The organism is Tatumella sp. JGM94, from assembly GCF_018257595.1.
In the GTDB taxonomy this organism is placed as follows: Bacteria; Pseudomonadota; Gammaproteobacteria; order Enterobacterales; family Enterobacteriaceae; genus Tatumella; species Tatumella punctata.
Genome location: NZ_JAERJN010000023.1, coordinates 42,455 through 56,984, shown reverse-complemented (window position 1 = coordinate 56,984; position 14,530 = coordinate 42,455). Strand labels below are relative to the sequence as shown.

The window sequence follows — 14,530 nt, the reverse complement described above, 5'->3', positions numbered from 1 at the left end:
GAACGGTGGTCAGGTAAAACGAGAAACTGGCAGCCGGAAGGTCCGGTAACGTTGAACCCGGAACGGGAAAAACAGGCAGCTTAAATTAACCGGGGGTGACAACTACCTTGACACTTACCGCAACGTCGGTAACACGACTTCCCCGGTGCAGCATCAGCATAGCGGTCAGCCTGCGGGCATGATTTTTATCGCGAGTTTTATGGATAGTTTTCTGCATCAGGCGTCGTTCGGTACGGGGTATTGGTGCTATGATCGACATCGCTCAGTCCGGTTGGTGGTTTGTGATGTTTGGCGATTGATCAGATCGCACAATCCGGGCTGAGTTCCCTTAAAGTGATCTACTATTTGGCGCAGCTATTTAGATTTATTGTCTTGTCAATTTACCACCTCCAATACTTTTATCAAAATTAGGATTGCCATGACTGCCAGCGCGCCCTCGTATCCCCGCCACGCCTCCGCGCTTTTTGTCGTGGTTTTTATGCACCTGCATGGCACAAGAAGAAGCCCGCCAGTTCTGGCGGGCCTCAGCAGAAACGATCCTTAAACGATCATGCGATTTCATGCAGTATAGTCATGCACTATCCTGTTTCGTATCATCTGGAGCCCTTCGCCTGCGGACTGATGCCTTTCTGCCACCCAGCTTACTGCTGTCTTTTTTGTCCCGGGCTTCATCCTCTTTAAATTTGTTATACGTTTCCGTATCAAAGAACGAAAGTGTTTCAACTTCATCTTTCGGAATCAGTACACGAAAATCCTGAATATTCAGACGCGACATTCCACCGATGATGCCGCTTTCAAGGTAATGCTGATGGTAGTTAGTCGTGATGCCTATAGTAAGGTCATCTTTATCACGATAGCCGCTCAGCATTGGCAGTATTTCAAGATGTTCTGACAATCCATTTTCGAGGGCCGGACAAGTCACTAACCCGATATAGATTTTGCGTGAGGAAAGTGTCGCGATGATCGGGAATTGGCGCGCAGATGCTTCCATGAGCAAAGACTCGAAGGAATTATTCCCGACAGCTTTGGCCAGTGCATCCCAGCGGCGATCCCCACTTTTAGTTCGTAGTTTATTGCCCAGTCCTGAAAAGGCTGAAAGAATTATCGAAATCACTATCCATGCTATCTGTTTGATTTCGTTAATTCGTTGAGATTTATCATTGGTCGCAGACAACATGCCATTGAAGCTGTCTGGAGTCAGATTCAGTACATTGGCGATCCACCGAAATCCACCGCTGATGTTAAGAAGGAAGGTACAGAGGCCACCAGCGAGGAAAAACACGATTCCCCATGCTGCTACAAAAAAATAAGCGTCCCAGCCGTTGGAACGCTTATATCTGTATCGTGTTGAAAGTGAAAGGTTTACATATATAAAACCGCTAACCAAAATTACTGCTAAAAGTAATGTTGCCATTATCGGATTCTTTAATAATGTTTTGCTTTGACTGTTCTGATATTGAAGTATTCAAGCTTATCCATCTGATTTTTGATGGCTTTAAGAGCTTCTTCATTGGATAGGTCTACGGACACAAAACCATCTTTGCTCAGATTGAGCTTGTCCTGGTTCTCTTTGAGAACCCGTGCCAAACGTTCTACCGGATTGCCCAGTTTCAATGCGGCTATATCTGACATAACTCTCCCCCTCTTTCTGTGGCGCGGAAGTGTACACTTCGCCACCATCAACCTCAAAATCCTGTACCACTAAGACAGCCGTTTCAGCGCCTGGTTGCATTGTTTAACTTATGTTCATTTCCCCTGATAGCGCAACATATTTCTGTCTCAACGCGCTGTCTTTAGCCTATATCTATATAGTGGTAATTGAGAGCAAAAACACTCACAAAGACCATTTCTAACGCCTTGCCCTTTGTTTGCCAGACATACAGCCTAATCTCAATTATCGTCTTAAATCTTTATCCCGTTTCAACCCGCTCAGCTTAACGCTATGAGAGATAAACCCGAAGAGACGAATTCCTGTTTTGTGACAGAGGAGCGCAAACCAATGTAAGCTCCAGGTTCCCCCTTCCTCTACTCTCCCTCAATTATTGATGTCCATCGACCTGGCGTACTCATGGTAGCGGATCTTAGCCATCAGCTCGTCAGTCAGCTCTGACATCCACTGGTTCGCCAGCCGCTTTTCTTCTTCGCTGCACTCACTGGCGGCTACGAGTTTGATAAAAAAATCAATGCGCTGGAGCTTTATCGATTCAAAAAGATAATCCTGCATTGTTTCTCTCCTGTCCCTGGGAAGATAGTCCTAACCCTGGCTTTTGCGAAGCAATTCACAAATACCTCGCTTAATAGTACTGTTTATACATGCAGTATAATGTGTATTTCTCTATGTAAAATACTTTCTGCCATTAAACGGATCTGCACGACAATATTTGAAAAAGTTGAAAATATGAAAACAGCGTTATCAGTACCACTGTCGCCATTTATCATCTTCCTGCAGACGCTGATTGCGATAGAAGATCCGCAGTCCTGATCCGGATGGAATACTGCCACCCCGCAGCAACAAATCGATCTCTTTTTCATTGCCATCAAATCCCCGGACTCTCAGCTCACGTTCAAGCTGAAGACGCAACTGCTCACTGATTTGCTGTTTATAGCCCCTTCGCTGTACTGGTTTCACTTGCCGTAATCTGATTTTTAATGCCTTAAGCTCTTTCCGGCTCATATTTTCTAAATCCGGCAAAGGTTCCGCCGTTCCTCCGGCAGGCTGGTACCGTGAGGAATGTTGAAATTTTCCTACCCGGGGACAGTTATTGCCACGAGTCCAAGGGGCGCAAGCGCCCTGGTCGGCTGTCGCCTCCTGAACGTCAACGGCCTTACGGACCTTTTTCCACTTCACCGCATGTGTGCAAATCCTGCCCTCTGCAATTCTCAGCTCACGTTCAGGCTGAAGACGCTGCTGCTCACTGATTTCCTGTTTATAGCCCTTTCGCTGTACTGGTTTCACTTGCCGTAATCTGATTTTTAATGCTTTAAGCTCTTTCCGGCTCATATTTTCTAAGTCCGGCAAAGGTTCCGCCGTTCCTCCGGCAGGCTGGTACCCTGAGGAATGCTGAAATTTTCCTACCCGGGGACAGTTATTGCCACGAGTCCGGGAGAAAGGCTTTACGCTGCATGATAGCGATGGGCTTTTTCTGATCGTTAAAATATCAGATAAGAAGCGGTGGCACTTTCGCGGTCAGCAAATAATAACCGTACAAATATTAGTCCTGGCTCCTGCCCTTCTCTGACACTTGCTACCGCACGTCAGATAGGTGATCAGCATTGACGGGTAAGATCAGATCTCTGTGATCAGATCAGAACAATTTATCAATAAATCTGTGGTTACGGGCAGCAAAACCTTATCTTCTATTAACTCAGCCACCAGCCACTAAGTTGCGGTAATCGATGACTGACTGATTCTGGCTCTGCCTGGCGAATTCTATTATTCACTGCGGAACATTATGTTTATCTCTGTCAGCACATTTACGGGCAAAAATCATACAAAAAACCTGCCAACAGCACCAGTAGTTAAATTAATGTAAAGTAATGTATGTAATTCTGTTGAATATTCATTGGTTTTATATAAACTCACCAAACCAGAAACATTTCGATTACATAAAAACAATGAATAAAAAACATTACAATAAAGCTCTGAAGGCAGCATTAGTCCCTGTATTGCTTGCCAGTTGTATCTGCTATGCAAATGAAAGTGTGCCATTAGCCAGGCCACCGGTAAAACTGCCGGTCCAGACCTTACTGGTTGGCTCCTGGACAGGACAGACAACCGGGGATGGTGTGCAAAAAGCCATTTATCCGGGTCAGGGAATTTACACCCTGCGCCTGAATTCAGATGGCAGTTTACTGCCCGTCGGGGTGTTAAAACAATCCAGCCCTTCCTGGATTGTTTTCAGCAATAATCAGCAATTCGCTTATACCACCAATGAAAACGAAGCGGGCACCGTGACTGCATTGCGCACCGGTAAAGACGGAAAGCTCACCACCATTAACACAGTTGACAGCGCTGGCGCTTATCCGACACATGCTACCATTACTCACGACGGTAAATATTTACTGGTCGCAAATTATTCCGTAAATCCCGGACATGCCGGTATCACTATCTTTCCCATCGAAAGTAACGGCGGGCTGGGTAAATTTATCCAGCATGTACCTTTTACCGAAGGTTCTCATGTTATCGCGGATCGTCAGGCAAGCGCACATGCCCATTCCGTCAATATAAGTCCTGACGGGAAAATGCTTTTTGTTGCTGATCTGGGCAATGATACTGTGCATGCATTTAAATATCATGCCAATAATAAAGAGCCTTTCACGGCCGCCCCGCAATTTAATCTGCACTTTGCTCCGGGTGAAGGACCACGGCATATGACATTCTCCGCAGATGGTAAATTCGCTTATGTCAGTACCGAGATGTCCGCCAGAGTACACGTTTACCAAGCAGATCATGATAAACTTACAGAAATACAGGTTGTCGATCTGACTGACAGCAAGGATCCTAACGATAAAGGGGGGGGGCGGGATATTATTCAGCCCTGACCATAAATTCCTGTACGTGGGAAACCGTCGCCATGACAATACGATTGTTGTGTATAAAGTTAACCAGGACACAGGGAAACTTTCTCTGAGTAACCGCTTTTCCTCCGGTGGGATAGAGCCACGGGCATTTGCTTTCGATAAAACAGGGCAATATATTCTTGTCGCCAATCTGTTTTCAAATAATGTCGTAGAATTACGCCGCGATATTGATACCGGAGCCCTGACTGAGACCGGGGTTACTGTGCAAATTGGAACGCCAACAGATATCAAATTTATTAATTAATCTCTGATTTTCTGCCGGTAAATTTATTTAATACAGTAGTAATCACCGGGACAGCTTCCATATACGGAGGCTGTCTTTTATTTCTACAGTAAAACAGAGGTACGGCCACTGGATATCGCGTCGTCAGCGATAGTTTTATTCTTCAGCCATTAATCTGTACAGCTATCACCACAGGTCATTATTCCGATTCTCTGTCACCAATAGCTTTCCCTGTCTCCTGCGGGATAAGGGCTATCCATCAGGCGGGATAATGACTATCCGCTTTAATGATGAAATTTTTCCTGCGGACCCCAATAATACATCATGATCACGGGTTAACTGCCAGTCAGCGTATTCTTTCGTCAGGGATACTCTTTGAAAATATTATGTTTTCTCTTTAAAACACCCATTTTTTGTGGTGTGGTACGCTAACATAAAAATCGGTACACTGCCGGAAAAACCAGCCTGCCCCCGATAATACACCATAAAAACCCTGATAAAAAATGTCATGTTTTGCCTGTTTACTTATCAGATTCGATCATGTCCACGCAAAAATTTCCACGCAGTAAACATGAAATATTTATGAAATTAAAATGACACATTAAACAAGTAATGTCCCGGTTACCATAAAATGTAAGAATAAGAAAATATGATTAAAAAAATATTAATCCCCGTGATCGCCGGAGTCGGGTTTATCGTCATATCAGACAGAGCGCTGGCATTAGAGATCGACTACAAACATAAGTATGAAGATATTTCCAGACAACACACAGATGAATTCATCGTATCCCATAACTTTTCATCCGGACTGGGGGTTTCTGCGAAACTAAAATTTCATCCGGAACAACAATCCAATGGCGATGCAGGTAACTTCTTTGACCACAGAAAACTTAATGAGAAAGAGTTTAAGATTAAATATACTCAGCCGTTCACAAAACAGCTCAGTATTGAACCCGGCATGGTCTATGGAATAAAAGAAGAAGATAAAAAATATAAACCATCGATAAAACTTAAATACCGTATTTCTGATAATACCCGAATTTCATTTCGCTACCGGAAAGAAATAACTGATCGCCGGAATAAACCGATAAAAAAAACGGACCGGATTGACAGTGAAATAACACAAAAAGTTGAAAACTTTCAGTTCAGCTATACCATGATTTGGTATAACAGCAACGAAACGCTTTATAATAATAAACATCAAAATATCGAGCATAAAATTGAAGCCGGATATCAGCTGACAAAACATTTAGTACCTTATATCGGGGTGAAAAATCTGGCAGTATCGAAAAAAAGTGCTGATCGTCAGACTGAATTCATTACCGGCATCTCTTACAAATTTTAATCCGCAGGAATAACCCCAATGAAACCGTTACTGATACTCAATCTTCTGCTGGCAAGTCTGAGCCTTATCCTGTCCCCCTTTTCCAGCGCAGCCCGTCAGGTTAGTGACCGCTATCAGCTGGAAAAAGTCGTTATGCTTATCCGCCATGGTGTACGGGCCCCCACCAATACTCCCGCTCTGAATAAGGCAACCGGGAAAATATGGCCACAGTGGAACGTACCCGATGGTTTTTTAACCGGCCATGGCTACGCAGGCATACTCGCCCAGGGATCCTATCAGCTCACTCAATGGCGGGAACTCGGGCTGCCACTGGCGAGTCATGCAGGGTGCCCGGCAGCAGATCAGGTATGGTTGTGGGCAGCCCCCGACCAGCGGACTAAAGCGACCGGAGCTGCATTACTGGATGGTATGTTTCCCGGTTGCGGGATGGTGGTACATTCCACAACCGGCAAACATGATCCATTGTTTGATACGATGGCAATGGGGATAGCCCGGCCGGATGAAAATAAAGTTATACAACAGGTAAAAGAAAGGCTTGGTTCACCGGCACAGGCCAGAACCACCTATGCTAATGCCGTTACTGACTTACGCAAGGCGGTATGTCACACGGACGAAAAAAACTGCAAATTTCCTGATAGCGACTGGGGCGTCGAAATAAATAATAAAGGAAAAGTAAAATTAACCGGTCCGGTTGCCGGGGGGGCTGCAATCGGTGAGACGATTCGTCTGCAATATAGCGAAAACCTGCCGTTATCACAGGTCGCTTTTGGTCATGCCCGGAATGCGCAACAGGTCAGTAACCTGATGGCATTACATGCTGCAAAATATGACCTTCTCAGCGACACACCCGAATATGCCAGTCACGGTGGCTCATTATTAATGCGTCAGTTAGTCGCGGCTATTACCGCCCGCAGTCAGAGCCCGTCCCCTTTAACAGAAAAACCCTATCTGCAAAGCCCGCTGGTTATTATGGTCGGTCATGATACTAATATCGCACAGATCCAAACGATGCTCGGCTTTAACTGGCAATTGCCCGGATATCCTCACAATGATATTCCCCCCGGCGGCAGCCTGATTACAGAACGTTATCTGGATAAAAAAACCGGAGAACACTTTATTCATTTAATCTTTGCCGCCAGAACATTAGATCAGTGGCGGCGTCTTTCTCCGTTAAATGCCCGTAACCCGTTACCGGTTGCTGAATTTAAAAATCCCGACTGTCATGAAACTTCCGTTGGTGAACTCTGTCCGATAAAAACTTTTGTCCGGATGGCAGAGAAGAATCTGGTGAACGACGGGAATAACCTTCCGGTTTTTGAGTAAGTATCGCCTGGCGATCTGAGTAATATTTATCAGCGTATTGCCCGTTGTCGCCGATAATCGATACGCGACTCAGTGGATAAATTTTCAGCCCGCGTTTGCGCCCACTGCGATGGCATCAGCACTGTGTCACCAATCTACCTGCCAGCCAGTCCCGCTGCCAGAGTAGCCAGTGCTGATACCCCCGGCTACTCTGTTTCACCCGGTTCACTGAGCGGTTTACCGCAGGTATCGCCCGTAATCATGCCAATAAACTCGCCGGTAGCCAGCGTATAATTACCCCGCCAGCACGCCATTAACTGCTGACACAGGAGGCGTGCCCCCCGTCCACCGGTCCTGGATAGCACCGTCCGGTGGCTGAAAGATCCCGCGACTGATTCAGAAGGAAGCGAGCAAAAGATAATTAATCTTCTGTTTTTTCTGATAAATACTCTTAACGGTTTAGTTAAAAACCACACTCCCCAAAGGTATTTTTTTCGGTATAATCGGCTACTTATTTATCAACCTGCCCGCTTTTACAGTATCGAGATCTGTTTATTGCTAAGAATAGCGGCTGAATTAAAGGCTAATGCCGCATGAAAATCCCGAACCGTATCCAGCCCCTTGTCGATGACGGACTTATCGACAGCGTTTTACAACGCCTGAAAAGCGGTAAAGAGGCTGACGTCTACACCGTGTTATGTGGCGACGAGGTTCGCTGTGCCAAAGTATATAAAGAAGCCACACAGCGCAGTTTCAGGCAGGCAGTGCATTATCAGGAAGGCCGGAAAGTACGTAATTCACGTAACGCCCGGGCAATGCAGAAAGGATCTAAATTCGGCCGCAAACAGCAGGAAGAATCCTGGCAAAGCGCAGAAGTGGATGCTCTGTTCAGGCTGGATAATGCCGGTGTGCGGGTACCCCGGCCCTTCCTGTGTATTGACGGTGTATTATTAATGGAACTGGTAACCGATGCCGGAGGCGCCGTTGCACCGCGTCTCAGTGAAGTCACCCTCAGCGAAACACAGGCAATCAGCGGTTTTAATACCTTGCTGAAAAATATCGTCCGTATGCTGTGTGCCGGTATTGTTCACGGCGATTTATCAGAATTTAACGTGTTACAGGATGCACAGGGGCCGGTCATTATTGACCTGCCACAGGCGGTGGATGCGGCAGCCAATAACCATGCCGAAGCAATGTTCAGACGCGATGTGAATAATATTACCGCTTACTACGCTCAGTTCGCCCCGCAACTGGATAATACCGCCTACGCCAAAGAAATCTGGCAGTTATATCAGGAAGGCAAACTAACCCCGCAAACGCCGTTAAGCGGGGTATTTATCGAGCAGGAACATCAGGTCGATATGGATTCGCTGCTGGATGAAATTACGACTGCCGAAGATGAATATTATCAGCGCCTGCGCGCCAGCCAGCAGCGCGATCAGCAAGACTGAGTTCCCTGCAGAACCCGAAAGGCAGTTTCCCCCGGTGGATATCAGGCAGGAATATGACCTGCCGCGGACTGTGACCAGAATTGCTGTAACAGACTGGCGACCAGGGGAAGTTCTGTGACGCCCTCACGCCCTAAAAAATGACCACTGTCGGGAATACCGTAAAAAGGGGCCGCCAGTTGCTGGCTCAGCCGTAACGAAAACGCCGCAGGAACAATAGTATCGTTCAGTGAAGCAATCACTGCCCGCTGTCTGACGTTACTGATTATCCGATGGTTATCAACCGGTTGCCGGACAAAATCTGCTAACATTTCCAGGCCGGGAACCGCCTCACTGAATCCGGAGACCAGAATCATACCTCCGGTGACAGCCTGCGGATAACGCTGATTCAGATAATTCAACAGAGTGATGCAGCCGAGGCTGTGTCCGACCAGCCAGGTATTTTCATCCGGCTCACCGACCACACTTTCGAGGCTTTCCAGCCAGTGTGAAAGCTGCGGACTGTGCGATTCCGGGAGCTGCGGGGCCTCAGTCACCACCCCCGCCTGTTCTGCTACCTGCTGTAACCACGGGAACCAGTGGTGTTCAGGGGCAGCCATAAATCCGTGTACAATAAACAACCGCGGGACCGTCATTGCGTTATCATCTGTATCACTTTGATTCTCCTGACCAACAGAATATCTGCGGCCACAGTTTGTCCCTGCAAACCGGTTTCCGCAACCATCAAATCCGGCAAAACAAACCACGCTGGCGGCATAAGCCATATCAGCGCCCGGCCATACGGATCGTCAGCATAAGAGACGGACGGGATCCCACCCCGGGAAAATGATCACCGGCGATCACCGGGATTACCTGAGAAGTAAACGCTCACGCTTTCCGGAATGCATAAAGCAGAATAACGGGACCGGCAGAGTCACCAGCAATAATACCCAGACCAGTGTATAGACGGCATCCACACCATCGTTTTGCAAATTAGTATATAACTTAACCGGCATTCCCTGCGGAAAATAGGCAAAAATCATCACAATGCCAAATTCACCAACCGCACGTACCCAGGCCAGAGAAACAGCCGAAGCCAGCCCTGAAGCTGATAACGGCAGGACCAGATAGCGAAAACGCTGGAATGGTCTGGCCCCCAGCGTCTGCCCGGCTTCCAGTATTTCACGCGGAACGGCACTGAACGCCGAACGGGCGGTGACAATAAAATACGGCAGCCCGCCATAAATTTGCGCCACCATAAAAGCCGCCGGATTATTGACCAGCATCCATCCGAAAGCAGATAACCACTGGCCCGGTAAGCTGTAAGGACCCAGTGCAGAGATAAGTAAAATTCCCATTGCCAGCGGAGGAGTCATCAGTGGCAGTAATACCACTAACTCAACCCCTCGTCTCAGCAAGCCTTCCGTCGACGAATTTGCCAGCCACCAGGCAACCGGCAGACCCGCCAGTATAATAAAAATCAGCGACAACAACCCGTAACCGACAGAGACCAGCACCGCATCGCTGTCACCGTAGGCCAGCGAAAAATCATGCCATGGGGTCATACCAAACAACGTCACAAAAGGCAGTGCCAGCATCACTAATGCCGGCACTGTGAGTAAGGGTAATAACCTGAATCGTGATCTCATTGTTGTTGGTACAGACCTTTCCCTTTAGGCGCGGAATAACCACTGTCACGGAACAGTTTCTGTCCCTGCGGAGTCAGCATAAAGTCGACAAATTTTTGTCCCCGGGCCACACCATTAGGGGCATTTTTCAGTACTGCGGCGTAGTACACCAGCGGCTGAGTATGCAGGACTTTATCCTGCCCTTTACTGTCTTTAATAGTGAAACTGACAGTGTTGTACCACTGCTGCTCCATCTGCGGATTACTGAGGTTTATTTGGTCCGGGAATGACAGATAGGGCAGCCCGGCAGAAATCACTTCACTTTCGTAACCTGCCGCTGCATCAATCTGGCCGCTTTCCAGCCGGGTCAGCAACCCGCCTTCCAGATGAACCTGACGAGGATTTTGTGGTGAGCCCATAATCTGTTCTGCAATGCCGGGCTGACGATAATATTTCTCAGCCAGCAATAGACTAAAAACGATGTTTTGTCCTTTAGGGTCCAGGTAAGGATCTGTGCGGCCAAACTGTAATCCGGGGGTGGTCATTACCTGTAACCAACTGCCGTCATGACGGGTGCCAGCCTCCGCAAACTGCGCGGCATACTTACTTTTCGGATTATAAGCAATCACCATACTGGTACTGGCAACCGGAACCGCGGTCTCGATGAGTCCGGCGTCTTTCAGTATCTGCATCGGGCCGGGGGTGATGGAAACAAAAACATCCGCCTCAATTTTATGGCTGGCCAGCAGGCGGGCCATGCCATAAGCCCCCTGCCCCTGTCCCTGATATGTCCCCTTCTGCTGACTGGCAAACGCCGGACCAAGTTCCTGGTCCATCACTTTTCCCATCGATCCGGCATAGGTCACGCGAATGTTGTCCGATGCCAGTACCGGCATACTGACAGACAGTGCAACTAAAATCGTACAAAGGCCCCTGGACATTATTTTCAACTCCTTTCGATATGTAAAAAAATACATAGCGATTATCCGGAGATATAAATACCAACACAACGAATTATTGCCGGTTTTCTGTCCGTTTTGCAGCACAGATCAATTCAGTGGCCGTGGGTACTGCCGATATGTTTACCAGTCAGTACCGGTAGTTCCGTCTGAGGGTGTTCCAGTTCTTTCAGAATACCGCAATCCCGGGTTGGCAGACTGTCACAGCAGGAGGCCTGTAATTCACTGAGCTGATTCTCTAATACCGACAGTTCGGCAATCCGCTCCCGTACATGGGACAAATGTTCATTCACCAGTTGATTAATTACCGTGCAATCAGCTTCCGGCTGGGCACGTGCCTGTAACAGCTGTTTGATCTCATCCTGTGCCATATCCAGCGCCCGGCAACGGCGGATAAACAGTAAAGTATCCAGATGCTGCTGATCGTAGTAACGGTAATTATTATTCTGGTCACGCAGTGCTTCCGGCAGTAACCCTTCTTTCTCGTAGTAGCGAATAGTCCCGACACTGCATAACGACTGCCGGGCCAGTTCTCCTATCTTCATTTTATCTCCTCACCTCTTGACCCTGTAGTGACTGCAGGGTTTTTACTATAACGACCAGGGTATACCTAGCGGAACAAACAATGAACAGTCACGAAAAAAATAACAACTTACTTCAGCCCCGTAAAATACCGTCTGCGACAGGAAAAATTTCTGCTGTCAGCCCTCTTTCTGTCGGGAAACAGCATACCGGTGACCATCAGCACTGCTGCACCGCGGCAGAGCCGGTACTGGATGCCCTGCCACAAGGGAAAAACACCGGTCGCGGTACTATCACGGCCATCCGTATTATGCAGATGGATTGTCCGGTCGAAGAAAATCTGATTACCGGAAAACTCTCGGCCATGCCCGGGGTCGTCAGCCTGCAGTTTGATTTGATGCAAAGGATACTGACGGTGACTCACCGCCAGGAGATACTGGACGATATTTTACAGGCTATCCGTTCCCTCGGTTTTGAGCCGGAATTACCCGGTAAGAATACCGCCAGCAGTATCGTGCCCCCGCCCCCTGTCCGATACTGGCCGCTGATCACCGCCATAGTACTGGCATTCGCAGCCGAATCCCTGAGCTGGCTGCAATTTCCCGGCTGGTTACAGGCACTCTGTGCCCTGGCCGCCGTGTTACTGGCAGGGATTAAGACCTATAAAAAAGGCTGGATCGCCATTAAAAACCTCAATCTGAATATCAATGCCCTGATGAGCGTTGCAGTCACCGGGGCATTATTGTTACAGCAATGGCCGGAAGCCGCGATGGTAATGGTGCTGTTTAATATTGCTGAAATGATTGAGGCGAAAGCACTCGACCGGGCGAGAAACGCTATTGACACTCTATTAAAACTGGCCCCGGAGTGGATGAATGTCCGCCAGGCAGATAATAGCTGGAAACCAATGCAGCCGGCGGATGTGCCCCTTTCGGCGATAGTACGGGTGAAACCCGGCGAAAAAATAGGGCTGGACGGCATTATCGTGCGGGGAAACTCGACCGTGAACCAGTCAGCAATTACCGGAGAAAGCCTGCCGGTAGAAAAGAAAACAGATGATCAGGTCTTCGCCGGCACACTGAATGAGTCGGGCAGTTTCGAATATCAGGTCACCTCTGTGGCACAGAATACCACCCTCGCGAAAATCATCCGTTCGGTGGAATCAGCACGGGCCAGTAAAGCCCCGACACAGCGTTTTGTCGATCAGTTTGCCCGGATTTATACACCGGTTATCTTTTTGCTGGCATTCGCTGTGGCTATCCTGCCGCCACTGTTCTTCGGCCTGCCATGGACGCCGTGGATTTATAACGCTCTGGTAATGCTGGTGATTGCCTGTCCTTGTGCGCTGGTTATTTCCACCCCGGTGACACTGGTCAGCAGCCTGACGGCTGCGGCACGTATGGGCATACTGATTAAAGGGGGCGTTTACCTTGAGCAAGGGAAAAAACTGCAATGGCTGGCACTGGATAAAACCGGTACCCTGACACAGGGTAAACCGGAAGTGACCGATGTGATCACCCCTGGCATGCTGACTCCTGAACAGGCACAGGCGATAGCCGGCAGTTTATCCGCCTATTCTGATCACCCGGTCTCTGAGGCCGTCACCAGGCACAGTGAGGGGGTGACTCCGTTAACCGTGAATGATTTTACCTCTGTCACCGGCCAGGGGATCACCGGGATCATTAATAACGAAGAATACTGGCTGGGAAATCGCCGTTTACTTCAGGCACGGGGCGTGGAGCTACTGGATACAGAAGAGCGTTATATTGCTCTGGAGAAACAGGGAAAAACGCTGGTATTTTTAGGTCACAGAACCGGTTTACTGGCCGTTTTCGCCCTGGCTGACACGGTGAAACTGACCAGTAAACAGGCAATTGATGAGCTGCATCAGCTGGGAGTAAAAACTCTGCTGCTGTCAGGAGATAACCCGTTTGCTGTCTCTGAAATAGCCCGTCAGGTCGGTATTGACCAGGCAAAAGCACAACAACTGCCGGACGATAAACTGCGGGCGATAGAGGAATACAGCCGCCGGGGCGTCACAGGTATGGCAGGCGACGGGATTAACGACACCCCGGCCCTGGCCCGGGCGGATATTGGTTTTGCGATGGGTATTGCCGGCACCGATACTGCTATCGAAACTGCTGATGTGGCCTTGATGGACGATGATCTACGTAAAATTCCGATGTTTGTTCGCTTATCGCGTAAAAACAGCCAGATCCTGACACAGAATATTTCTCTGTCGCTGGCTATTAAGCTGGTATTTCTGGTTATGACCCTGTTCGGGGCAGGAACGCTGTGGATGGCGGTTTTTGCTGATGTCGGTGCCAGTCTGCTGGTGGTCGCTAACGGATTAAGGATCCTGCGTTACTCCGCCAATGCCTGATCCGGTTATCGCTGTTATCCCCGGACCGGTGCATTCAGTGGGTGACAATGGCCGGTCCCCTGTCACAAACCGCTATTATAGCGCGTTACCGCGCCCTGTATTAGCTCCCGGATCTGATCTGGCAGCTGCCGGGGATTTATCCGGGGTCCGGTCAGACCAT

At 48.5% G+C, this 14,530-nt stretch carries 14 protein-coding genes and 3 pseudogenes; 7 read left to right on the top strand and 10 right to left on the bottom strand.

Annotation, left to right across the window (positions count from 1 at the left end; genetic code table 11):
• Positions 1-118 precede the first annotated feature (118 nt).
• The 6 genes and pseudogenes from JK216_RS14790 to JK216_RS14765 all read right to left on the bottom strand — a co-directional run.
• Positions 119-259, bottom strand: a pseudogene (locus JK216_RS14790) (IS630 family transposase); the annotation flags it as partial.
• A gap of 105 nt (positions 260-364) precedes the next feature.
• Positions 365-562, bottom strand: a complete 198-nt coding sequence (locus JK216_RS14785; protein WP_212712026.1) for a hypothetical protein — start codon at positions 560-562, stop codon at positions 365-367.
• Between the two features lie 9 nt (positions 563-571).
• On the bottom strand, positions 572-1,414 hold the full coding sequence (locus JK216_RS14780) for a hypothetical protein (RefSeq protein WP_212712025.1): 843 nt from the start codon (positions 1,412-1,414) through the stop codon (positions 572-574).
• Between the two features lie 11 nt (positions 1,415-1,425).
• Entirely contained in the window at positions 1,426-1,632 is a 207-nt protein-coding gene (locus tag JK216_RS14775) for a multidrug ABC transporter ATPase (RefSeq protein ID WP_212712024.1), read from the bottom strand.
• 403 nt (positions 1,633-2,035) lie between these two features.
• Positions 2,036-2,224 carry a hypothetical protein gene (locus tag JK216_RS14770; RefSeq protein WP_212708876.1) on the bottom strand — a complete coding sequence of 63 codons (189 nt, stop codon included), beginning with the start codon at positions 2,222-2,224 and terminating at the stop codon, positions 2,036-2,038.
• Between the two features lie 189 nt (positions 2,225-2,413).
• A pseudogene (locus JK216_RS14765) lies at positions 2,414-2,878 on the bottom strand (replication endonuclease); the annotation flags it as partial.
• Between the two features lie 211 nt (positions 2,879-3,089).
• On the opposite strand from JK216_RS14765, the pseudogene JK216_RS17055 reads away from it, so the two are divergent.
• From JK216_RS17055 to JK216_RS14745, 6 genes and pseudogenes are all read left to right on the top strand, one after another.
• A pseudogene (locus tag JK216_RS17055) lies at positions 3,090-3,274 on the top strand (Arm DNA-binding domain-containing protein); the annotation flags it as partial.
• Positions 3,275-3,615: 341 nt separating this feature from the next.
• Entirely contained in the window at positions 3,616-4,542 is a 927-nt protein-coding gene (locus tag JK216_RS14760; RefSeq protein WP_283092866.1) for a beta-propeller fold lactonase family protein, read from the top strand.
• Positions 4,543-4,558: 16 nt separating this feature from the next.
• Positions 4,559-4,825: a beta-propeller fold lactonase family protein gene (locus JK216_RS17165; RefSeq protein WP_349290166.1), complete on the top strand. Its 267-nt coding sequence runs from the start codon at positions 4,559-4,561 to the stop codon at positions 4,823-4,825.
• A gap of 628 nt (positions 4,826-5,453) precedes the next feature.
• On the top strand, positions 5,454-6,149 hold the full coding sequence (locus JK216_RS14755; protein ID WP_212712023.1) for an oligogalacturonate-specific porin KdgM family protein: 696 nt from the start codon (positions 5,454-5,456) through the stop codon (positions 6,147-6,149).
• A gap of 18 nt (positions 6,150-6,167) precedes the next feature.
• Entirely contained in the window at positions 6,168-7,472 is a 1,305-nt protein-coding gene (locus JK216_RS14750; RefSeq protein ID WP_212712022.1) for a histidine-type phosphatase, read from the top strand.
• A 572-nt stretch (positions 7,473-8,044) separates the two neighbouring features.
• The gene (locus JK216_RS14745) at positions 8,045-8,902 is read left to right on the top strand and encodes a PA4780 family RIO1-like protein kinase (RefSeq protein ID WP_212708880.1); all 858 of its coding nucleotides are present in this window, start codon (positions 8,045-8,047) and stop codon (positions 8,900-8,902) included.
• A 41-nt stretch (positions 8,903-8,943) separates the two neighbouring features.
• Here JK216_RS14745 and JK216_RS14740 read toward each other — a convergent pair whose 3' ends face one another.
• From JK216_RS14740 to cadR, 4 genes are all read right to left on the bottom strand, one after another.
• The gene (locus JK216_RS14740; RefSeq protein ID WP_212712021.1) at positions 8,944-9,663 is read right to left on the bottom strand and encodes an alpha/beta fold hydrolase; all 720 of its coding nucleotides are present in this window, start codon (positions 9,661-9,663) and stop codon (positions 8,944-8,946) included.
• Between the two features lie 84 nt (positions 9,664-9,747).
• Positions 9,748-10,527 (bottom strand): ABC transporter permease subunit, encoded by a 780-nt coding sequence (locus JK216_RS14735; RefSeq protein WP_212708882.1) that lies wholly within the window; start codon positions 10,525-10,527, stop codon positions 9,748-9,750.
• On the bottom strand, positions 10,524-11,447 hold the full coding sequence (locus JK216_RS14730) for an extracellular solute-binding protein (protein ID WP_212708883.1): 924 nt from the start codon (positions 11,445-11,447) through the stop codon (positions 10,524-10,526). The genes JK216_RS14735 and JK216_RS14730 overlap by 4 nt, the downstream gene beginning before the upstream one ends.
• 113 nt (positions 11,448-11,560) lie before the next feature.
• Positions 11,561-12,010 carry a Cd(II)/Pb(II)-responsive transcriptional regulator gene (gene cadR / locus JK216_RS14725; RefSeq protein ID WP_212708884.1) on the bottom strand — a complete coding sequence of 150 codons (450 nt, stop codon included), beginning with the start codon at positions 12,008-12,010 and terminating at the stop codon, positions 11,561-11,563.
• 80 nt (positions 12,011-12,090) lie between these two features.
• Here cadR and JK216_RS14720 point away from each other — a divergent pair, with 80 nt between their 5' ends.
• Positions 12,091-14,370 (top strand): heavy metal translocating P-type ATPase, encoded by a 2,280-nt coding sequence (locus JK216_RS14720; RefSeq protein ID WP_249213171.1) that lies wholly within the window; start codon positions 12,091-12,093, stop codon positions 14,368-14,370.
• Positions 14,371-14,530: the final 160 nt, after the last annotated feature.